The following is a 23,444-nucleotide window of genomic DNA, read 5'->3' as shown; positions in this document are numbered from 1 at the left end:
GTGTCTATCAATCTGGAAAAACTATTATTGGCTAGACGCATTATGACTTATGGGAAAAGACATGCACGATAAACGTTACTATAAACACATAGATGGTCTTAGAGCGTTAGCAGTTATTTCAGTTTTTTTATGTCATTTAGATTTTACTTTTTTTAGCGGCGGATTTGTTGGTGTCGATGTTTTTTTTGTAATTAGTGGCTTTTTAATTACAAATATTATAATACAACAGTTAGATAGTTCGGCTGGCTTTAGTTTTTTAAATTTCTATGCGCGAAGAGTTAAACGCATTTTTCCAGCTTTATTTTTTACACTGTTTCTTACTTTTATTGCTGGTATATTTTTATTAAATCCGGCTCCCTTTAAAATATTTGGCAAATCATTGTCATTTGCTGCTCTATCAGTATCAAATATATTTTTCAAAAATCAGTCTGGGTATTTTGACATTTTTTCGCAATCAAGCCCATTATTACATACTTGGTCATTGGGAGTTGAGGAACAATTTTATATCTTTTTTCCGATTATTTTGTTTTTTTGGCATAAATTTTTTAAAAAAAATTTAGTTATTATTATTTCACTCGTATTTGTCATTAGTTTCTGGTTGAATTTGTATTATCAAAACTCACAGCTAGTCGCTCTTTATTACTTGGCTCAATATAGGGCCTTTGAATTTTGTGTCGGGGCATTTATTGTTTTTTTAATAAAAAATGAAATTAATCTACACCCTCTTTTAATTGAGATTTTGTGCTTTTTAGGCATCGCACTCATTGTAATTCCAACCTTAATCTATACTTCTAATACATTATTTCCAAGCTACAATGCTCTTGCTCCGTGTATTGGTGCAGCATTAATTATTTATGCAGGTACAGCTAAATATACTGGATATATTTTTAGATGCTTGCCAGCCAGACAGATAGGCTTAATTAGCTATTCATTATATTTGATCCATTGGCCTTTAATTATTTTTTTCAAAACATACCACCAAGATTGTGGTTTAAAATTTGATATAGGTTTTGACGAAAAAATATTAGTTATCGCTTTAGCTCTTTTTTGTTCATTTTTTATGTATTACTTCATTGAGCAACCTTTTAGAAAGGGATCCGGTATACAAAAAAATCAGAAATATTTAATTAAAACAATTACTCAAGGTTTATGTTTTGCATTTCTTATAGCCTTTTTAGGTGTTTTTATCGGTCGAAGCCACGGTTGGATTTGGCGGGCCAATAGCGCAGATGAACTGGCTAAAGTTGAAGATATAACTAAATATCACGTCGAAAACTGGGGTGGAGCTGATTTCTCCGGAGAATTTATACATAAGGGAAAAAGTAATCATGCACAAATTGTGATAATGGGTGACAGTCATGCTGGAATGTTAGATGAAGGAATAGTAGACAAGTTAGCTAAGCCTCATCAATTAACTGTATTTACTTCCTCAGGTGGAGGTGCAGGCAAATATGCATCCTCATTATTAATTCCAGGAATAACACGGTTAGATAAAGAGCAAAAATTATATGATGATAGTGCGAAATTTGCATACAAAGAGGCCTTAAAGGTACTTAATGCAACACAGGAACCAAATATTCTTATTCTTTCTGCGCATTGGGGTGAGCAGATAAATATGGCGGGTTTCTTAAAAAATCACCAATCACTTAATATTAATACATCCTCAATGACATCTTATAATGACTATAAGCCTTTTTTAAATGCTTTAGATAAGCTGGTAAAACTTTTAGGTACAAAAAAATTGATCATAATAGGAGATGTACCTGGCTCAATATATGACCCAATAAATTGTCTCGGTAGCTTAAAATGGTTTAAACGCTCTGATTGTTCGTTTATTGATAATGAAAATCGAAATCAAGCTGCATTAAATGTGAATAGAGTTCTTGCCCGATATGCATCTGAAAGAAATAACGTTTATTTTCTCAATCCTTATGATGTTTTTTGTAAGAAAGGCTATTGTACCTCGGGCGACACGCTTGGACGCCCCTACTATTCAGATGGGAGCCATTTGTCAAAAATAGGATCAAAATTTCTTGTGGGTCAGCTGCAACATAAGATTTTGGACATATTAAACTCTTCTACACAAAGCGTACAAATTGCATCAAAAAATGAAAGATAAAAACCTTCTAGAGGCTAATATTTCAAAAGTTCTTAATGTCTGGTTGCTGTAGACTTACTTACTTTAGTAATTTTTTTATACTGAGCATCACTAATCCTTTGTTCAAATGAGTTATCTTGTTTTTTGTTCCTGCCAGCTCCATTTTATTTGACTGTCATTCATAATTTCTGCCTCGTGAGCCACGTAACGAGGTCATTCGGCTCATAAAACAAGCCAATAAGAAAAATTATTCGACTCAAATAGAGATTTAATTTTAGTTAGATACGGGGCGCCTGTTGAACAATATGATCAAAGTTGTAGTCAATACTTATTTATTGCTCAGAATGCAGCAAGATTATCACAATGTCGCCAATATGTTTTTTTCTTTACATTAAACACATATAATATACAATTATTAACATTTGAAAATAAATTAGACTATATGAATATCTCAGATATATTCAGTTTGGAGTATAAATTTGGTACCCAACTTTACCTTCTTAGTAAAACAGAGATTCGCTGCATCGATCAATCTCGGCCAAAAACAAATTTTTCTATACCACTAAACCAAATTAATCCCCATTATATTTATGGTGGTTTCTGGCAACCTTTTTATCTCTTATTATTGGTGTATGTTTCATTTGGTATAATAGTACGAAGCAATCAATGGCTTTCGAAAAGCCCAAGATTTGACATTTTTGGGAATACACAGCTTATTGTTTTTCTTTTTATCTTTATATTCACAAGCTATCAATTTTTCCGTCAGTATAAAGAGCGTTGTGCTTTTAGATTTAGTTTTTTGCATGACGATACTATTATTGCTTTTTCTCTTCCGAATGACCCCATAAATAAAGAGAAAAACCAAGCTTTTCTAGAAGCCATAGTAAATCGAATTCATGAAGCAGCACCATCTAATGAGGATACTTTATTTTTGCTTCAACAATATGAATTATTAACACCTATAGAATTGACACAATTGGAAACATCTATCTATCAAACTCAAGATAATACTGATCTCAATAAAAAGATCATTAATTTGCCACAGTAATTTTATGAACATTTATACAGAAAAAAAATATTACCTTTATCAGGTTAAGCTAGAAATCATAGAAAATGATACGCTTTTATTAGCAAAGAAAACGCCACTAGGTTATTCTAAAGAAACTGCTCCTCTGGTCGCTTTTTCTACAAAATGCAAAGTAATAAAAAGAACTTTATCGTTCTTGGCAAGGAGTCTCTTAATTCTAGAATTTCTAATTATAATCGGTTTTTTTGCCGCCTTTTTTCGTTATCCAGAATATTTCTTAAATATAAATCTCCCCCTCATTTTAAGTATTATCGCTTTTTTTCTATACTTCTCAGTTTTTTATTATATTTGCGAAACCAAAAGTAAACTTTACTTTTATTACTATAACGGCGAACCTGCTTTTACACTATCCCATAACAGAAGTAATCTTGAGCAAAGGAAATGGATTGAACAGTTCAATGGAGCTATTAGAAAAGCCCGAATTGATTTCGATCACAAGAATTTCACTAAAATACGAACGGGGATTAATAATCTTAAAAGACAAAGATTAATTAACGAGCAATTCGCCGAAGAATTACATCTTCGCTTGAGCCTATTAAATAATACAAAAATCAATTAATAGCGGATTGGAGCAGGCTCGTTGATCCCAGAAAACATTGATTAAGCTTTCGCTGCATTAAGGCTTGTTGCCTAATCTCTACTTTCAGCTTCAGTTAAAAATGGGAGATTCCCCCCTGAAACTGAGCAGTATGATTTAGTTTTCTCAATTGACAAGAATCAATTTGCCCCCCAGGGGGGTACAATTACTGAGCAGGTTTTACCAAGGTATTACTCAAGTTAGCTTGTGATCTGAACAACGTATCCTCTCTATTAATCACTCTACTTCTTGTAGCCAGAGAAGTTGGCGTGACTGAAATCAGATAAAGATCAGAGTCACGCTTCTGTATGATTTACATATTAATCAGGTAAAGACATTAAACTTGCATTACCTCCTGCTGCAGTAGTGTCAACAGTATAAGTCCGTTCATGACAAAGTCGAATTAGGTAGTGAGGACCGCCTGCTTTAGGACCTGTACCTGACAATCCTTCTCCGCCAAAAGGCTGTAAACCGACAACAGCACCTACCATGTTACGATTTACATAACAGTTACCCGCATGGATATTCTGTCTAATGTATTCTACTGTTTCATTAATACGACTATGAATACCTAAGGTTAGGCCATACCCTGTCGCGTTAATTTGTTTAATGACTTGATCTAGGTCTGTTCGCTTAAATTGAATTACATGTAATACCGGACCAAAAACCTCCTTTTCAAGAGCATTGATGTGATCAATAGCAATCGCTGTTGGTGGCATAAAGTATCCGGATTCCAATGATTCATCTAATGGACATTGATAAATGAGTTCAAACCGCTTTTTCATATTCTCCACATGGCTTTTTAATATGGATAAAGCAGCATTATCAATCACAGGTCCTACATCAGTCGCAAGCCAGCGTGGATCACCTACTACCAATTCGGCCATAGCTCCTTTTAAGAGATCAATGGTTCTTGGATATACTTCTTCTTGAACAAATAATACCCGCAGCGCAGAACATCTTTGACCAGCACTTCCGAAGGCTGAGTTAACTGCATCGACGACAACCTGCTCCAATAAAGCGGAAGAATCAACAATCATGGCATTTTGGCCACCTGTCTCGGCAATCAAAGGAATCAGTTCACCGCCACGTGTTGCTAGAGTACGATTAATAAGATTTGCTGTGTCGGTTGAACCCGTAAACAACACAGCTTTAATTCTTTTGTCCGCAACCAATGCAGCGCCAATGGTTTCGCCAGGTCCAGGAAGTAATTGTACAACACCTACTGGAATTCCTGCTTTATGCATTAATTTAACCGTATAAGCGGCAATTAAAGGAGTTTGCTCCGCAGGTTTTGCAATAACACAATTTCCAGTAACCAATGCAGCAGCAACCTGACCTGTAAAAATTGCTAAGGGGAAATTCCAGGGACTGATACATAGCGCGATACCGCGTGGATGCAAACTAAGTTCATTTAACTCCCCTGTATAACCAGTTAATCGCAGCGGAGCAGCTAAAATTTGCTGAGCCTGCGTTGCGTAATAACGGCAAAAATCAATTGCTTCACGCACCTCTGAAATGCAGTCATTCATAGTTTTTCCTGCTTCAAGGCACGCGATGGTCATAAGTTCTGCATAATTTTCCTGTAATAAATCAGCAAAACGATTAAGGCAGGCCGCTCTTTCTTTTACAGGTGTATTAGACCAACCTGGGAATGCTTGCTCAGCGTGTACCAATGCTTGCTCTACATCGTCGAGTGATGAATTCTGAACTGTTCCAATAATATTCTCAGTCTGTTGCGGCGACTCAACACGCTGCATTTCACTATTATGTGTTGAATTTCCAGAGATTATTGGTCCTGCGGTCCACTGCTGCAATCTGATTTGCGCCATTTTTTGTTGTAAAACAGCTCGTTCAGCACGATCAGAAAAATCAAAACCTTTAGAGTTTTTTCTGCTCGGTTGAAATATATCTTCCGGTAATGGAATATTTTGATTCATCTTATGCAATAAAGATTTGGCTTTTTCTACAGGATCTTCAACCAATGTACTAATCGGTGCATTATCATCGACAATACGGTTAACAAATGAAGAATTTGCTCCATTTTCCAACAAGCGACGTACCAAATAAGGAAGTAAATCTTCATGGCTTCCCACTGGCGCATAAATACGGCATGGAATCCCATGTCGCTCTGCTGGCACTATCTGTTGATAGAGCTCATTACCCATTCCATGCAAGCACTGAAATTCGAAATCACGATAATCACCGGTAATATTTAAAATCATCGCCACAGAATAAGCATTATGCGTTGCAAATTGAGGATAAATTGCATCCGTCATGGTCAATATTTTTTTAGCACAAGCTTGGAAAGAAACATCTGTAAAAACTTTTCGGGTAAATACAGGATATTCATTAAAACCCTGCATTTGTGTTTTCTTTATTTCGCTATCCCAATAGGCTCCTTTAATCAAGCGAACCATAATTCGACGTTGCTTTCTTCTAGCAAGAGCGGCTACCCAATCCAATACGAAAAAAGCTCTTTTTTGATAGGATTGAACCGCTAAACCAAAACCATTCCATCCATCCAAGCTTGCATCATTAAAAACACGCTCCATTACATCGAGTGATAAATCCAAACGCTCAGATTCTTCAGCATCAACAGTTAAGGCAATCCCATAACTCTTCGCCAAGCGAGCGAGAGCTAGAAGTTTAGCTGGCAACTCTTCCATAACTCGTTCATGTTGGCTTTCATTATAGCGCGGGTGTAAGGCTGAGAGCTTTATAGATATACCGGCTCGTTTGTATACATCTGAATCTTTATCAGCGTGTTTACCTATGGTTTCAATTGCTTCTTTATAGGCCTCAAAATAACGTAACGCATCTATAGATGTTAGCGCGGCTTCACCCAGCATGTCATAAGAATATCGATACCCCTGTGCTTCTTTCTTTTTTGCACGGCTTAACGCTTCACTGATAGTGCGTCCCATAACAAATTGTTTACTCATAATTCGCATTGCTTTATCAACTGCTTTTCTTACTACAGCTTCGCTGCTGCGATTCACGAGCTTCATTAAAGATTTGGATAATGTTGTTTGGGCTTTTTCCGGAGTTAGTATTTTCCCAGTAAGCATCAAGGCCCAAGTAGTTGCATTTACAAAAAATGAATCACTTTGACCCATATGAGATTTCCAATCGCCACCCGATAATTTATCTTTGATTAGATTATCTACTGTAGCACTGTCAGGAACACGTAATAGTGCTTCAGCCAAACACATCAGAGCAATACCTTCATCACTGGATAAAGCATATTCAGTTAAAAATGAATCAATACCTGTGCTTTTTTTTCGTTCCGTGCGCACTGACTCAACTAGTTTTGTGGCACTATTCTTAATATCAATTAACTGCTGTTGTCCTAACGCTGCTTTTTCACAAAGTTCTGTTATTAATGGTAACTCATCAACACGATACGCATGATTAATAGCAGCTCGTATTCCTTCGGGTAATTGTATGATCTGCTTTTCCAGCATAGTATTCTCCACAATCAAATCTATATCTAATCTTTTTTCCAGTTCTCTCTTGAAAGAAGTACCAAGTCAATGCTGGGTTTAAAAGAGTTTAAAAACTAACATCCAAGTATAATTTAGAGCCATATGAAATGGAATGCACTACCTGATTTTTTGGATGTAGAGCAAACATAAATGGGCTGTAAACCGTGTCATTATACCTAATTTTAGATAATTTTTCTGTTATTTATTTATTTTTTTTGAATTAATTTTTATCTATTTGTATCGTGTTTAACATGCCAAATAGGCCTGGTTTTAACCAGGTAGATCGCTGTTTGTACTGCATTTTTTTTCACTATATGCCTAAGTATATGAATTGAGTAATATTTCCCCCTAATGGACAAATTAAATGCTCCTGATTTTACAATTACGTGAATTGTTAATATAATCACCATTTTTTCGTAGAAACTATAACGGCGATTTACAGAAGAAAGGAGCAGTATGAATACTCTATTAACTCTAATCTCAACCGTAATTTTAACTAGTAATATAACCTCAAGTACACCTTCTTTTGCAGCAAGGTCTGAATCTGATATTAGTAGCAAATTGCAACATTTGAGCCGCAAGGCACCAGAATTAAATAAAAATGTTTTAAAACTCGCATTAACTGCATATCAAAATGCAAGCAAAAAAGGTTCTGTTAAAAAACCTGTACTTACAGTAATTGATTATTCTTTGCCTTCAAACAAACAACGGATGTGGGTATTCGATCTTCGTAGAGAACGTCTTTTATATAACACTTATGTCGCTCATGGAAAAAACTCAGGTGTGAATAAGGCCAGTCATTTTTCCAATGCTCCCTCAAGTAAACAATCAAGCCTAGGTACATACATTACAAAAGATACCTATATCGGGCATAAAGGATATTCGCTTAATATACAGGGCTTAGATAAAGGTTTTAATGATAATGCATTAAGCCGACGTGTAGTCATACATGGTGCTTGGTATGTAGAACCTGATTTCATAAAACGAGCAGGTCGCGCTGGACTATCCTGGGGATGCCCTGCTATTGCTCAAACCTTAGCAAAACCAGTTATTAATACCATTAAAAATGGTTCCGTAATTTTCGCCTATTTTCCTGATAAAAAGTTTTTATCTCGATCAGGCTATCTCGTAGCATAAATAAAAAAGCCAGGGCTTAAACCCTGGCCTTCGCAGTCATCCGTATAAGAACTTCCAGTTCTTATAATCATCCATGATAAATCAAATCCGTATGATTACAATTCCATTTGAGTGACTTATATCCATACAAGTCATGTTTTAAATTTAGCATAGAAAATTAGAAGCGCAAGCAGACTTTTGTGCATTTCCTTAACTGATTTCAAGCAAACCCCAAAAGATATTTTAAAAAGTTTAATTAAAAACAATAAGTTAAGTTAAGTCACTAAAATCCATGACAAAAAAACAGCAATTATCTTTATCTGAATTGAGAAATATCTTACAAGAACTCGAGCAAAAAAATACCTACTGGATATCCATTAAATATAAGGTTTTCCCCTAAAATACTAAAGTAATTACAGTGTTTACATACAAGTGCTTGATTATGTCAAAAGATGTGGTAGTTTATTCAGCATCTAGAACACGCTTTAGAGCAATATGATGGACAAACAACCGATATCTACAGTAAAAAAAGATAAGCTACTCGTTATAGATTGGCTTATTGAACATTTCCCAAATGCCTTTTTTAAAAAAGGAAATCAGATTAAGCCTCTGAAAATTGGAATATTTGATGATATTATCGACTTCTACGAGCGACTAGACACCCCTCCTTTCAGTAAAAAATCGCTACGTGAAGCATTAAACTACTACAGTGCATCACCGGCATATCTAAATTGTCAAAAAGAAAACGCTGCACGAATTGATATCTATGGGAATGAAGTAGATGTAGTCACTCAAGAACAGGCCAGATATGCTCATCAGCGTTATTTGGAACGTTATAATAAGAAGCAAAATTCAGAAAAAAACAGTAGTAGCAAAACTGACGCATAGCGGAACTCATGAAATCCAAGACTGGTTTTAAATCCAGTCTTGGAGAGATACCTTTTAGGCTGGTTGCGCTAAATGATGCTGGGGAAACATATATACATTAATGGCACTTAGTTCAAACTATTTCCTATATTTCCGCCCTGCCTATGTCCCGGGGCTTGTTCCTGAGAGATCCACACGGATTTAGCACATAGCTCTTGCTCCAGTGGTCTATTTATCATCATCAGGAGCAATTTATCTAGAGTCTGTTGACAATTGCTTCATTAGCCTAAATTTCGCGCTTTATGGGGCGTTGTTGTAGAACGTAGGACAAGCTTGAGGACCATATCAGTATGTGGGTTAGAGTTAAAGAAACGGCGCAAATGCGAATTAAGAGGAATTGAAAGTATATTAAAATGGATTCGTCGAAAATCATGCATTAAATTTGGTATATAACTAATTACGCCGGTAGAAGTGGTGCAGATATAATGCCGAGGAATAGTAAATATATGTGATATAATAAGTCAATTGAGTCATTAACTATCCATTAATCTATCAAGAAACAACTTCATATGCTTAAAAAACTCTCAGGCAAGAAAACAAAAACTTATATTCAAATTCGCGCAGACTGGGAAGAAATGCAACTCTTAGATGCTAAGAATCGTTTTAAAGCGATGAGAACAATATCTAATGATATTAGTGAAGTATATAAAAGCAAATGTATAGACAATATTGAACAACTTGATTTTTATATCCATGTATTAAAACAAGTTATTCGTGTACATGATCATCCGCGCTATACTCGCCACTTATCTAAGATGATAATTGATTGGCTTGAATTAACTGGAAATGATAAAACCGAAATTATTAAGAAAAAATCAGGAAAGATACGTGTCGAAACATCAATATCAATTAGTGATGCTCACTATGGCAAAGATATAATCAATGCTTGTAGTAAATATTCTGAACTGCATTTATTGAACTTAATTAATGATGGTAAAGCATATATATTCAACACTGTTATTCATGAAGTATGTAATGTTCAAGTAAGAGTAGTTGATTCAGTGGATCCGGTGTTAACAAGCAAGGAATTTAAATGTGTAATAGATGCAACAGATACTGTAATCATTAACATCCCCACAGGAACCCTATCTATAGCGAGCCCTTGGAATTTAGAAGACGAAAAAGATAGCTTATCAATAAACATTGATCCAGGGCATTATAAAGTATGCGCTTACCTTTTTTATATTCATAATAAGATAGAAAGTTACTATATTGTTTTATGTAAAACTACTAATTTTTTACGTAATGATCTAACCAGGATCTATGAGATCGATCAATCCCGAATTCAGATAAATTAAAACAAGCACATTTATGGCTAAGATAAGAAATTACAGTTCTCGCCATTAGTTTTAAACATTTCGCTAGATGTGTCAAATAGAGCCGTTCGGTGAATAGAGAGTAAATGCTTACCTTAGCTAAGCCCCCTACTTTCACACGGATTCATTACTGAAAAGCCATCAAATAATTAACTCTGACATCCGATCCTAACGTAGCTTTTCTTAAAAACGGATTATAGTCCATTCCTTTTAAGTCAATTAAATTGAAGTCCCAAGGACGAGCCATAGCACACAACTCACTCGGTTTAATAAATTTCTTATAATCGTGGGTCTGTTTAGGCAATAAATTCAACACATATTCAGCAGCAATTATAGCTGTAGCATACGCTTTAATTGTTCTGCTAATTGTTGATACAAATAAAAATCCATGTGGCTTAAGTAGTCGCCTACAATGTTCAAATACCAACCCAGGATTTTCCACATGCTCCAACATTTCCATACATGTAATGACATCGAAACGTTGATGACTATATTTTTCAACTGAAGTACATTGATAGTTAATGTTTAGATGATTTTTTTTTGCATGTTCCTGAGCTACGAAAATAGCTGTAGATTCGGCATCTATCCCGGTAACTTTCGCTCCAGAATTTGCAAGTGCTTCACATAAAATACCCCCACCACAACCAACATCCAAAACATTTAAATCAGTTAATTGTACGTGTTGCTTAATAAAATCCAGTCGTATTTCATTAATATCATGAAGTGTTTTCAGTGGTCCCTCAGTATCCCACCATAAGTTGGCATGCTGAGCAAACTTACTAAGTTCTTGAGGATTAACGGTTGATTCAGTATTACTCATATTTTAGTAAATCCAATGGTTTAAAAAAGTCAATCACATGTTGATTGGTGATAAAACTTACATTATAAGGATGTTCTGCAATAAGTCCTATAGGTAATTTATCCTGTGCAGCAGTTTCAGCTATTTTACCTAATAAAATCAGTTGAATAGTAGGTTTAATTACAGTCAACTGTCCAAACAGGCTTTGCATAAAAGGCTTCCATTGACGAGCATGATAAGGAACCTTACCCTCGCTATAAACCAACGAGGCGTTGAGTAATAAAATACCTTTATTCATCATTCCTTTAAACAATTCTTGTGCTGTTTGCACTAAATAGCTTTTATCCACTAATGCAATATCGGCTTGTGATGTATTTAGATGCAAATCTCCACGTGCTAAAAGCATCATTTTTATCCAATTACGCAAAGAAGTTGCTCTATTAACGGCTTTACTTAACCCGGTCGAGCTCCATAAGTTGCCAACTGAATTATCCCAAAATGCATATCCATTTGCAGAGTCTTTACGAGGATAAGGTGATTCACCTAATAAAATATATTGAGTTTTGGCAAGTGGTAAACTGAATGCCGCTAATAATCGTTCTGTTCCTGGCAACCAATTTTTATCATTCATGAGCTGATGCAAATAATCCTGATCCATCGTTTTTAATGCGTTGATTAGAATTTCTTTCCAATCAGAATGACAATTATTTAATAAGGATTGATGTTCCACATTTATACTCGGTATCAATAATTCTAACGACCCTTCCAATATGACTCCTATTTCTATATAATGCTCTTAATTTACACAGGCATATAAAAGTTATGGGCACTTGCGTAAAGAACGAAGAAAACCTGACTAGCGATGCAATTCATAATCGTAACTGCTATGCTTATTTTGTTCAATTAAAAACTGCGATTAGGCACTGCCAAAACGTCATAAATCTCCTTCCAGAGTTCACCAAATTACAAGCTGTAATGAAGCAAAAATATGATAAAGACTATCCCTATGGTGATTTATATTCGTCTTGTATCTCCGCTTTAGAAAAGTATATTGAGACTAACCCTGCAGAAAAAGTTAAGGAACTTGATGAATTAGTTCTAGCTATTTACCACAATGACAACAAAATTCTCGAAGAATCGTCTGATTGGATAAATGATATTGGCGCCCAAATAAATCCTCGGAAACGCAATGTAGAAAAAAAAATTCATACAACAATAAAAGATAAAAAGAAAACTGTTAATCGACACTCACCTAATAATGAGGGTGGAATTTACCGTCGTCTTTATTCTTTGTTTGCAGATAACTTTAAACCTCAACACGAAACCAATTTGCCAACAATTAAAAATTTTTCTCATAAAGAAGATTCAGATGCAAGCGAGCATCGTTTTAGCACCCAAGCTCAGCGTCATAATGGACAAACTCGTATCAGTCCTCTGTTTAAACGTTGGCTACAAATAAATGCTGAATCATCAGAAAAATCCATATGCCATATATATTTTAATAATCTAGGATTAGATCGAAGTAAGTATGATATTGCGGGCTCCAAAGAAAGAGATATGACACTAGAGCTGCATAAACTTGAAGATGATCCGAGTCTCAAGGTTCTCGTCATTACCCTTCCTGCTAATGAAGGTTTAATGGAGTCCTCTGATTACGAAAAAACAAATGATCGTTTATCCTTTGTATCTGTATTTGATGAATTTCTAGATATAGCAAGCGAGAATACAACTAAAAACGTCATTTCTGATTTCCACATTAGTGCAAAAGCAAGAAATTTTTTGTTTGATGGTAATCAATATCAAATCTTAACCCAATTACTTCAGAAAAGTTTCCTTGCACAAGGACTTAGCAATAGAAGATTTATTTCTTCTGCGGAAAAACAAGCAGTTTGGGTGCACTTCATCAAATATGAACTCCCCAATTACATCATACAAAAAGTAAACCCCAAGAGCTTTAATTTTTCATGCAAAGATGCAATAGATCGTGGAGCACTTTCGTCTACTTATTATAACTTAGTACGATCATTTGAATTAGAAAAGCCTATAACTAAAAGAGAGTTTGAGCGCTCTCTTGATGCACCAGCTGCAAATGTTAAAGGAAGAGGGATGAATTTTCATCGAAAAATCATATGGAATGCTATAAATACTTATGTGAATGCAAATTATCTTGAATTAATTAATAATAAGAAGAAGTCTTGGCTCATTCACTGGCGTGATATGAACTGTCCTGGGATACAAACTAAGCAAATACTTAACAAAAGACTCAGTCAAACGATAGAACAATTCAATAAACTACCCGAAGAACATGGTAATATTAAAAAAACAGGTCTTAAATTATTAAATACTGTAACGAAGTTAGATCAGCAAAAGTCCTGTAGCGATGAACTCCTGCTGGAAATAATTTCACGCACATCTGAACTTGTAAATTCTTCGTCTGAAGAGTCCATTAGAAACTATGAAGTTCTAACTGATGAAGTTCAAATAAATTATCCTTCATTGTATGAACTCTCCGGCATGATGGTCGCCTTACTAGGTTTTATACTTTATATTCCCTCTTGTGGATACTCCCAGGCCCTAATTGATTATGGAGTGTCTTTTCAAAACAAAGGCTTTTTCTATGAAGATAGGATAAAATTAAGCGAAGAAATAGCTGAATTTACTACAGCTCTTCAATAATTTTGGAAATCCAAAACTATACTTTTTATAATCCGCACCTCTAAATTTGAGTAACACAGACTATATTGCTATCGTCTTAAAATAACTCCATGGAAACAAATTTTTTTACTTGCTTATTCGTGCCTTGTGGTTAAAAATAGAATTTACAGGGAGATTCTTAAACACAGGGAGCTGGTGTTATGTCTACTAATGAACAAGAACTTGATGTACTTATAAAGAGTGATATAAATCCATCCAATACAAATAAAGTCGTCATTGAAAAAGCTTTGTCACAGATGAATTTTTCTGATGCGGCTAAACAATTATTGCTCAACCCAAACTCACCTGAGCCTGATCTGGATAGTTTGCAAAGTATTGCTTTAACTCAAGAACACTTGGCACAAGTCAAAAAAAGTCTAGGTGCAATAGTCGACAGTTTACAAGATAACCCAAGCCTTATTTCACGTGCCGCTGCATTTTGGGGTGAGTTGCCATTATGGCAAAGAATTATTGGTGGTGTTGCTGTATCAGGACCTACCTTGATCATAGGAGCTGCAGCTCATATTGGATTCCTGGTAACAATTAGTGGTGTAAGCGCCTTAGCATACACGACCAGCGGTATTGTTCTTGATGACCATCATTATCATACAAAAAATATTGCTCAAAAATTAAAAGAAGGGATTTTTGGTGTCGCAGAAATCCTTGAATTAACTATTGGAGCATTGGATTCAATTCGCAAAAAACTCGCCGTTGAAATAGATAAATTTAAAGAAGAAAATGAGAGGTTAGCTAAAAATATTTCTAGATTGAATGAAGAAGTAGAGACATTAAGCGCTCAGGTTGAAGTATATATTGAAACTGAAAAATTACTTCGTAAAACAAAGGATGGACTTGAAAAAACAGCAGCAACTCTAAAACTTGATGTTGAAAAACAAAATAAACAATTTGAGGCCACCCAAAAGGAACTTTTGAAAGCTCGTGACGAGCATTCAAGAAGCCTGGTGTTATTATCCGAAAAAACATCTGAGTTATCTGAAGTTAGAATATCCATGGGAGCTGAAGTAGAGAAAGCAAAAAAAATTGCCTCCACATTAGAGGGAACAGTCAGGATTCTGTCCAGCGCAACCATAACTGACGGTAACCAACGACAGGCTTTTCAAGAAAAGCTCAATTCTTTCTTGGAGAATAAAGCAGCTAGCTTTGACCAAGTTGCAGAACGAATTGGCAAAGCAGAATCTGAACTTTTAGAGGTTAAATCTGAATTAAAAGCAAGTACAGAACGATTTAATAAGCTTCTAGAACTTCAAGAAAAGCAACTTCAGCGTCTACAAGGTCTAGACAGACGTGTTGACGCCAGTGCTCATCCAGAACTGCATCCTGTCAAAAATGAAGAGCAGACAAAATCAGATGGGTTACTAAGTAAACTCGGTTTCATGGCTATACCTCAATTATGGCCAATAACTAACTCGTCTCCACCTCCCAAAGCAGATAACCCAGTTCCTTAATGTAAAATTTTTTGAATTATCATTTCCTCCAAGCATAATTGCTCGGAGGATAGAATGATAGAATAAGATAAAATTGCCTCTATTTTTCTTCCTGGCACAACTTGGCAATACATTGTGAAGCCCACTAATTTCAGCTATTCTGTATTTTTAGCATTAATTCATAAACCGTGATTAAATCATATAATAAACTGATAAATATAATAAAAAACAATCAAGAAATGATGGTGAAACAACTCCATCAATTTTGTGAGATAAATTCTGGAACAACTAATTTAGTTGGATTAGCACACATGGCTAATCTACTACATACAGTCTATAAGCCAATTGCGGATACAATATATACAAAAAAGCATCCTCCTTTATCTATTATTGATATGTCCGGCAATACCTCACTCCAGACCTGTGGAGATGTTCTGTTTATTAGAAAGCGGCCTCACTTAAAGCGACGTGTTTTACTTTGTGGACACATGGATACCGTTTATGCTGCTGATAATCCATTCCAGAAATTAACTTATATTAATGATAACTGCATCAACGGTCCTGGGGTTACAGATATGAAAGGTGGGCTTGTTGTGATGTTGCATGCCTTATCTGCTTTTGAATTAAATGAATGTGCATCAGAGCTAGGTTGGGATGTTTTAATCAATGCAGACGAAGAAATTGGTTCACCAGCATCTAGTGTACTTTTAGATGAACTTGCGTCTAATTATCAAGCAGCTTTGGTATATGAGCCAGCTATGACTGCAAATGGCACTTTAGCTAAAAATCGTAAAGGAAGCGGAAAAATAACACTAATCGCTACTGGAAAGGCAGCTCACGCGGGGCGAGATTTTGCTGATGGCCGAAATGCAATTTGTTACTTGGCTGAAGCAATATGTGCCGTACACTCTCTTAACGGCAAACGTAATGGCGTTACCATTAACGTAGGAAAAATAGCAGGTGGACTGGCACTTAATGTAGTTCCTGATAAAGCTGTAGCACAACTTGACATTAGAATTAGTCTGCCTGAAGATGAATTTTGGGTACGAACTGAACTGGATCATATTATTTGTCAATTAAAACGTCCGGACTACTCTTTAAGTGTTCATGGCATTTTTGGAAGACCCGTAAAACGCGTGTGTTCAGGTACAGAACGTCTGTTTCATCGTATTCAATATTTAGGACAAGAGCTCGGTTTATCTATAGATTGGAAAGATAGTGGTGGCTGCTGTGATGGAAATAACTTAGCCCGCCACGGTTTACCAGTCCTGGACACACTTGGAGTCAGGGGAGGAAATATCCACAGCGCAGATGAATATATTCTACTCGATAGTTTATCTGAACGCGCTGCACTCAGTGCCTTACTCTTACTCGATCTTGCTCAAGGTGGCTTAGAGGATTTAAAAAATGATGCTATTTCGTAGTGCTTGCAATGCAGATTTAGATGCTATTCATCATTTGGCTGAAGAAAGTGGTGTTGGAATTACAACGCTTTCTAAAGATAAGGAAATATTAGCAAAACGACTGCATTGGTCGACTGATTCATTCAAAACAAATATAGAAAAACCAAATAATGAATATTATTTATTCGTTTTAGAAAACCAGCAAAGTAAAAAAATAATAGGTGTTTCAGGTATTGAATCATGTACCGGTCATGAGGCCCCTTTTTATTCTTATAAAATCTCCAAGCGAACCCGAATTTGCCGCTCATTAAATGTCCGTAGTGATTATGAAGTTTTAAGCTTGGTGAATGATAATCAAGGTCGAAGTGAAATCTGCACACTTTTTTTAGAACCGAAGTATAGAAAAAATAAAAATGGGTTATTACTTTCCAAGGCACGTTTCCTATTTATCGCCCAAAATCCTCAACGCTTTGCTTCAACAATAATTGCAGAAATGCGTGGGATCTCCGATGCACATGGCATATCACCTTTTTGGGAGAATGTAGGAAGTCATTTCTTTCATATGTCTTTTGCTGATGCCGATCGACTCACTCTCGCAACGGACAAACAATTTATAGCCGATTTAATGCCGCGAAATCCTATATACATTAAACTGCTGTCTCCGGAAGCACAAGCAGTAATAGGTGAATCTCACCCGTCTACACAAGCAGCCATGAAAATCTTATTAAAAGAGGGTTTTCGATATAACAAATACGTTGATATTTTTGATGCTGGACCTACACTTGAGGTTCCTCTATCAAAAATCAAAACCATTGAGCTTAGTCGAGTTGTAACCATTAAAAATATTAGTGATGAGGTGAGTAGCGCTAATTATTTACTAGCAAATACCCAATTGGATTTTCGAGCAACCGTTAATAGCGTGCTCGTTAATAAGGAAAATAATACCTGTATTATTAGTAAAAAAACAGCCAACCTCCTGCAAGTCAAATGCGGAAATCAATTACGAGTAGCTCCTTTACAATTTGATAATGGAGAGGCAAATGACTAATTCAACTGTAATACATGGCAAAGGACAGTATATTAATGGTCAATGGATAAAAGGCGATGGAACAACACTGGAATCGATAAACCCGAGTTATGGTACCTTACTTTGGCAGGGTACCATAGCTACAGAGCAGGAGGTTTCAGGTGCATGTCATGCTGCGCGACAGGCACTTTCATCTTGGTCCTCTCTTGATTTCGAACAACGTGCAGATTATACCCAAAAGTTTGCGCAACAAATTGATAAAAATCGCGACCATATGGCACATTTAATCGCTTTGGAAACTGGGAAACCCCTATGGGAAGCCCATACTGAAGTCAGTGCTGTTATAGGAAAAATTAATTTATCCATACAGGCTTACCATGAGAGAACCTGGACAAAAATAACCAAAACTACAGAAGCAAATGCGTGTCTTCGTTTTAAGCCTCAAGGCGTTGTGGTCGTTCTTGGAGCATTTAATTTTCCAGCCCATTTAAGTAATGGTCACATAGTTCCTGCCCTTCTTGCGGGCAATACAATTCTTTATAAGCCAAGTGAGCAGGCACCTGCAGTAGCTGAATTCATTATGCAGTGTTGGCATGAAAGCAAAATTCCCCCCGGAGTAATAAATTGCTTACAAGGTGATTCCTCCTGTGGAAAAGCATTACTATCACAAGACATCCAAGGTGTATATTTTACAGGAAGTTATGCAACGGGCTTGCGCATCCATCAGCAGTTTGGCGATAAACCTGAAGTAATTTTAGCTCTTGAAATGGGAGGAAATAATCCTTTAGTCATTGATGAAATTTCCGATCTCCATGCTGCCGTTTATCATACATTGCTTTCTTCATTACTTACGGCAGGCCAACGCTGCACTTGTGCACGACGAGTCATTATTCCCGATTCACATCAAGGTGATGAATTCCTGAATCATTTTATCAAAGCATGCTCATCAGTTAAAATTGGGCCGTTTGATCAAAAGCCAGAACCATTCATGGGACCCGTTATTAGTTATGAACAAGCCATTAAACACATCCATAGTCAGGAAAAACTAATTGAGTCAGGAGGCCTGCCCCTCTTATCCATGAGGTTACTTGCTGAGCATACTGGCCTACTATCACCAGGCATTATTGATATGACGCATCATGAAAACCCTCCAGATGAGGAAATTTTTGCACCATTAGTGCAAATATATCGCTACAATCATTTTGATGAAGCAATCAATCTGGCAAACCAAACTCGGTACGGTTTAGTCGCGGGTTTGTTGAGTAATAATGAACAACATTATTATCAATTTTATCAGCAAGTACGAGCTGGATTAATTAATTGGAATAGACCCACGACGGGTGCCGCCAGTAACCTTCCTTTTGGCGGAGTCGGATTGAGTGGAAATCATAGGCCAAGTGCTTATTTTGCTACGGATTATTGTGCCTATCCAGTAGCTAGTATGGAACAACCTCTCCTGACAATGCCAGAACAGACATTACCAGGTATTGGTAGCCTAGGAACTCCGTAACAAAGGGCCGCTATTAATAAGTTAAGATTTTTGTCATTCCCGCGAAGGCGGGAATCTATTCTTAAACTAGCACTACACTTTGCTAGAAATAGGTTCTCCCTTTCGCGGGAACGACAATTTATCCTTCACTTAATGGCGGTGGTGCAATGAACTCCGGGCTACGACTTTATGATTCGGACAAACAGTTACTTGAAACTTGAAACTTGAAACAGAAGATTAAAATGAACGTTTATGAATTAAACATGGATGGCCTAGTCGGACCTACCCATAATTATGCAGGTCTTGCAGCAGGTAATATTGCATCGCTCTCAAATGCCTTGGCATGCTCCAATCCCCAAGCAGCTGCCTTACAAGGTCTAGAGAAAATGCACTTACTTTATAAAATGGGGCTCAAGCAAGGTTTATTTCCACCACATCAGCGCCCTAATCTTGAACTACTGTATCAGTTAGGTTTTTGTGGTACACCGAAAGAACAAATTAATAAAGCCTATAGAACAGCACCTGAACTTTTGAGTGCCTGTTATTCAGCTTCCAGCATGTGGTCAGCAAATGCAGCCACAATTTCTCCAAGTACCGATACTCAAGACCATAAAGTTCATTTTACGGCTGCCAATCTTGTCAGTAATTTGCACCGACACCATGAAGCTGATTTTTCGAAAAAACTTCTGGAGTTTATTTTCGCAAACTCGGACTACTTCCACCATCATCCTATCCTGCCACGTTCAACCATTATGGGCGATGAAGGTGCAGCCAATCACAGTCGTATTTGTCAAAACTACAATCAACCCGGGATTCATCTTTTCGTTTATGGGAAAAAAGGATTAGGAAACAATCAATCACACTCTGGACCGATGAAATATCCAGCACGACAAACACAAGAAGCCTCTGAAGCCATAGTCCGTCAACATCAGCTATCGACAGACCATGTTGTATTTGCTTGTCAAAATCCACTTGCTATTGACCAGGGCGTTTTTCATAATGATGTGATATCTGTTGCCAATGAATCCGTTTTACTAGTCCACGAACAAGCCTTTCATCAGCAAAGTGCTGTGCTTAAAGAATTAGGTGAAAAAGCTTCTTTTCCTATAAATATCATCCAAATTTCACAAAAAGAGCTTAGTGTTGCCGATGCAGTTGAAACCTATCTTTTTAACTCACAAATTATTAGTTTATCGAAACAAAACTCTATGATGCTTATTGCCCCTTTTGAGTGTCAAAATAATCCGCGTGCTAATGCGTGCATTGAGAGAATACTTTCTGATGGATCCAATCCTATTAATTCAGTTCATTTCCTTGATCTGAAACAAAGCATGCGAAATGGTGGCGGCCCCGCTTGCCTCAGATTGCGTGTTCCATTAAATGAAGAAGAGCTTCAAGCCATGCATCAAGGTGTTTTAATAAATGATGATTTATTAAAGATTTTGAAGCAGTGGGTATTAAAGCACTATCGCACTGAGTTGATTGCTACAGACTTAGCGGATCCTCAGTTACTTGATGAATGTTTTTGTGCCCTGGATGAATTGACTCAAATCCTAAAACTAGGATCAATTTATCCCTTTCAATTAGAGAAGACTACCTAAAATGTGGAAAACAAAGTTAGGCACATGCATTTATACTTCTCCATCAGGTTATAAAGTATATCAAAATGTATGCTATCGCTGGCTAACGCTAGGGAGTAATGCCTTACAAACAGTTATAAACCGTCATAATCCACATAAACCTGGTTTATACTATCTCCCTGCACTTACAGTAATGGCCCGTAAATATCCGGGGGCTACTTGTATGTTAGGGCTTGGTGGTGCTGGAGTTGCATTGATGCTCAAGGATATCCCTGTAATTGCTGTAGATAATAGCGAAGAAGTCATCGAAATAGCAAAGCGTTTTTTTATAATCAATCGTTTAAAAAATTTAACCATTATTCATGAAAATGCGATGGATTATGTCCAAAATTGTGAAATAAATTTCTCACATCTAATTGTTGATCTGTACAATGCAAATCATTTTCCACCTGAGTGCGCTAATGTCCAGTTCTTTGCCTCATGCAAAAAAATAATAACTGAAGATGGAATTTTGGCTGTTAACTTAGCGAATATAAAAGAACAATATCCAATTTTTCAATTAATTAAAAATCAATTTAGCCATACGCTGGTTATACCAATAAGACAAAGTGCTAACATGGTAATTCTTGCTGCAAAAAATGACAGTAAAGAATCATTTATGCATAAAATAAATGAAACCGATGCCTTTAAACGAATTATTTGGGTAGATTCCTGGGGCTATGTTGGGGATTATAAAGAAACTATCTGGCAGCAATTAACAACCTATTTTAAACGCTAACTTTTGATGTTACTGTTGCAGAAATGTCTTCATGTTCCTTTTGCAAGATCTTATAGAAAGTAATTGGGAAGACAAAATACCTTTTTTCGTTTGAGTATAGTGCTTACATTGCAGATATCCCCAAAAGTCTAAGCCCATCAATAGCATAAATTCACTTTGCATCACTTCGTGTCTAGCCATTTAATGCTATCCAAGTTTTTTTTTGCAAAAATCAACCTAACAGGACTTACGAAAAACTCCAAGGTCGAGGCAAAAAATGTTTTTAATGAGGGAGTTTAGATAGACTAAATGACCGAAGTAAAAACATTTTTTAACGAAGAGATTGGGGTTTTTCGTAAGTCCTGCCTAAAAACAATTGGGTATTCACAAACCACTTATTCATCATCTTATTTTAACTTTACTTTATCTCAATTTGATCATAATACTATGCATTATTTAAATGAAGATAAACTCTATGGATACACCCGAATATAAAGCGGCTTCTGTTTCAGCCACTCAAGAGCTAAGAGCACTGTTTGAGATTGACAAACCCAATAGACAAGCTGCTTGGTATAATCGTTTAATAACTTGCCTACCCCACGCTATTTTCACTAGTGGTGAACCTGAGATCATCTTCAATCCCGCAGGGCTCACCTACTTTAATCTTGAACTTCCCGAAATCATCCCTGAAGACAGCAGTAGCATAACATGCTATACCATTCCTGAGCTCATCGATTCCTTCTTAATCAACGAAGGGGTAGGCATAGCCATCGAGGCATGGAATCCAAAAAAGGCTATCGATCTCAGCTATGGCGATGTCCTAGGTTTTCATCTCTATCGGACATTTACTGAACCTGAGGCTCATCCATTCAAAACAAATAAACCACATGTCTCAATTATTCACAAAGGCACTGATATCCTCGTCAGCGACGTGCCAGTGCAGATCCTACCCACAACCTCAATAAAATTACTTGAAGCGATCATGCTGCATTTCGGCATCCACGACGCTAAAGTCAAGTTCTTGTATATCCCGGAAACTGAGCAGAATGAGTTAGTTTTCTCATTTGACAAGAATCAATTTGAATCCAGCAAACTACAAGTGCTGCTCCAAAAAATAGGCTGGTTTTTACCAAGGTATTACTCATATTTGGCTTGTGATCTGAGCAGTGTGTCTCCTATAGTTGGAGCACAATAAAAGCAAGTTAGCAGTCTGTACATTGGGGAAATGCTCATTTTTGGCGGCTTGATCCACTAGCTGATTACGGCAAACTCAAAATTCTTGCTAAGCATCGTGTAAATTTTGAGCGCATTATCCCTCATAAATGAAGAAGATGATGTCAGACTATCACCATTTGCAAAAGCACATTTTTAGAGGCTTGGGTCGATATTCATTCTCGATGCATTATGAATGCATAAGATGGAATATTAAGGTCACTAAAGACTCCTAATAGTCCTTAAGTTGGTTTACCACTCCATTACTCCCCTGCCCCTAAATGTAATTTTTAAACTACGAAACAACCGAGGGGTCAAAAGTAGAAACTGTTTCAGCAAACTCGTTAATCGCATATAGTTCTTTGGATGGTTTAAATAATCCATACGCAGTGACACCACCAGCTACTGCACCTAAAACAGTACTTGATG

17 protein-coding genes are annotated in these 23,444 nt (G+C 36.5%); 14 read left to right on the top strand and 3 right to left on the bottom strand.

The features are described from left to right. Positions 1–61 precede the first annotated feature (61 nt). The 3 genes from ELY20_RS15860 to ELY20_RS15850 all read left to right on the top strand — a co-directional run bounded on the left by ELY20_RS15860 (position 62) and on the right by ELY20_RS15850 (position 3,744). Positions 62–2,119 (top strand): acyltransferase family protein, encoded by a 2,058-nt coding sequence (locus ELY20_RS15860; protein ID WP_158618897.1) that lies wholly within the window; start codon positions 62–64, stop codon positions 2,117–2,119. 421 nt (positions 2,120–2,540) lie between these two features. Further along, positions 2,541–3,146 carry a hypothetical protein gene (locus ELY20_RS15855; RefSeq protein WP_110143685.1) on the top strand — a complete coding sequence of 202 codons (606 nt, stop codon included), beginning with the start codon at positions 2,541–2,543 and terminating at the stop codon, positions 3,144–3,146. A gap of 4 nt (positions 3,147–3,150) precedes the next feature. Continuing rightward, positions 3,151–3,744, top strand: coding sequence for a hypothetical protein (locus tag ELY20_RS15850; protein ID WP_110143684.1), 594 nt, complete (start codon positions 3,151–3,153; stop codon positions 3,742–3,744). A gap of 338 nt (positions 3,745–4,082) precedes the next feature. On the opposite strand, the gene putA is transcribed toward ELY20_RS15850, so the two are convergent. Further along, entirely contained in the window at positions 4,083–7,229 is a 3,147-nt protein-coding gene (putA, locus tag ELY20_RS15845) for a bifunctional proline dehydrogenase/L-glutamate gamma-semialdehyde dehydrogenase PutA (RefSeq protein WP_110143683.1), read from the bottom strand. Positions 7,230–7,706: 477 nt separating this feature from the next. Between putA and ELY20_RS15840 the strand changes: the two genes are divergently transcribed. The 3 genes from ELY20_RS15840 (at position 7,707) to ELY20_RS15830 (ending at position 10,591) form a co-directional block, all read left to right on the top strand. Then, positions 7,707–8,387 carry a murein L,D-transpeptidase catalytic domain family protein gene (locus ELY20_RS15840; RefSeq protein ID WP_110143682.1) on the top strand — a complete coding sequence of 227 codons (681 nt, stop codon included), beginning with the start codon at positions 7,707–7,709 and terminating at the stop codon, positions 8,385–8,387. Between the two features lie 477 nt (positions 8,388–8,864). Further along, a complete protein-coding gene (locus tag ELY20_RS15835) occupies positions 8,865–9,254 on the top strand; it encodes a ProQ/FinO family protein (RefSeq protein WP_165831636.1) in 390 nt (129 codons plus the stop codon). 548 nt (positions 9,255–9,802) lie between these two features. After that, entirely contained in the window at positions 9,803–10,591 is a 789-nt protein-coding gene (locus tag ELY20_RS15830; protein WP_110143680.1) for a hypothetical protein, read from the top strand. A gap of 145 nt (positions 10,592–10,736) precedes the next feature. On the opposite strand, the gene ubiG is transcribed toward ELY20_RS15830, so the two are convergent. Further along, positions 10,737–11,429 carry a bifunctional 2-polyprenyl-6-hydroxyphenol methylase/3-demethylubiquinol 3-O-methyltransferase UbiG gene (gene ubiG, locus ELY20_RS15825; protein WP_110143679.1) on the bottom strand — a complete coding sequence of 231 codons (693 nt, stop codon included), beginning with the start codon at positions 11,427–11,429 and terminating at the stop codon, positions 10,737–10,739. Next, positions 11,422–12,177, bottom strand: a complete 756-nt coding sequence (locus tag ELY20_RS15820; RefSeq protein WP_110143678.1) for a uracil-DNA glycosylase family protein — start codon at positions 12,175–12,177, stop codon at positions 11,422–11,424. Before ELY20_RS15820 ends, ubiG begins: the two co-directional genes overlap by 8 nt. Before the next feature lie 53 nt (positions 12,178–12,230). On the opposite strand from ELY20_RS15820, the gene ELY20_RS15815 reads away from it, so the two are divergent. From ELY20_RS15815 to ELY20_RS15775, 8 genes are all read left to right on the top strand, one after another. After that, positions 12,231–14,084 carry a hypothetical protein gene (locus tag ELY20_RS15815; protein WP_110143677.1) on the top strand — a complete coding sequence of 618 codons (1,854 nt, stop codon included), beginning with the start codon at positions 12,231–12,233 and terminating at the stop codon, positions 14,082–14,084. A gap of 179 nt (positions 14,085–14,263) precedes the next feature. Continuing rightward, a complete protein-coding gene (locus tag ELY20_RS15810; RefSeq protein ID WP_110143676.1) occupies positions 14,264–15,568 on the top strand; it encodes a LegC2/C7 family Dot/Icm T4SS effector in 1,305 nt (434 codons plus the stop codon). A gap of 167 nt (positions 15,569–15,735) precedes the next feature. Further along, positions 15,736–16,971, top strand: coding sequence for a hydrolase (locus tag ELY20_RS15805; protein WP_110143675.1), 1,236 nt, complete (start codon positions 15,736–15,738; stop codon positions 16,969–16,971). Next, positions 16,955–17,998, top strand: coding sequence for an arginine N-succinyltransferase (locus ELY20_RS15800; protein WP_110143674.1), 1,044 nt, complete (start codon positions 16,955–16,957; stop codon positions 17,996–17,998). The genes ELY20_RS15805 and ELY20_RS15800 overlap by 17 nt, the downstream gene beginning before the upstream one ends. Further along, positions 17,991–19,487 (top strand): succinylglutamate-semialdehyde dehydrogenase, encoded by a 1,497-nt coding sequence (astD, locus tag ELY20_RS15795; RefSeq protein WP_110143673.1) that lies wholly within the window; start codon positions 17,991–17,993, stop codon positions 19,485–19,487. Before ELY20_RS15800 ends, astD begins: the two co-directional genes overlap by 8 nt. A 221-nt stretch (positions 19,488–19,708) precedes the next feature. Continuing rightward, positions 19,709–21,067 (top strand): N-succinylarginine dihydrolase, encoded by a 1,359-nt coding sequence (astB, locus tag ELY20_RS15790; RefSeq protein WP_110143672.1) that lies wholly within the window; start codon positions 19,709–19,711, stop codon positions 21,065–21,067. Position 21,068: 1 nt separating this feature from the next. After that, on the top strand, positions 21,069–21,824 hold the full coding sequence (locus ELY20_RS15785; RefSeq protein ID WP_110143671.1) for a spermidine synthase: 756 nt from the start codon (positions 21,069–21,071) through the stop codon (positions 21,822–21,824). Positions 21,825–22,278: 454 nt separating this feature from the next. Continuing rightward, on the top strand, positions 22,279–22,998 hold the full coding sequence (locus tag ELY20_RS15775; protein WP_110143670.1) for a hypothetical protein: 720 nt from the start codon (positions 22,279–22,281) through the stop codon (positions 22,996–22,998). The last annotated feature ends 446 nt before the right edge of the window (positions 22,999–23,444 follow it).

It is taken from the genome of Legionella qingyii (assembly GCF_003990155.1).
GTDB classification, from domain to species: domain Bacteria; phylum Pseudomonadota; class Gammaproteobacteria; order Legionellales; family Legionellaceae; genus Legionella; species Legionella qingyii.
The sequence above is the reverse complement of the archived record's forward strand: the minus strand, read 5'-3'. Positions and strand labels throughout refer to the sequence as shown.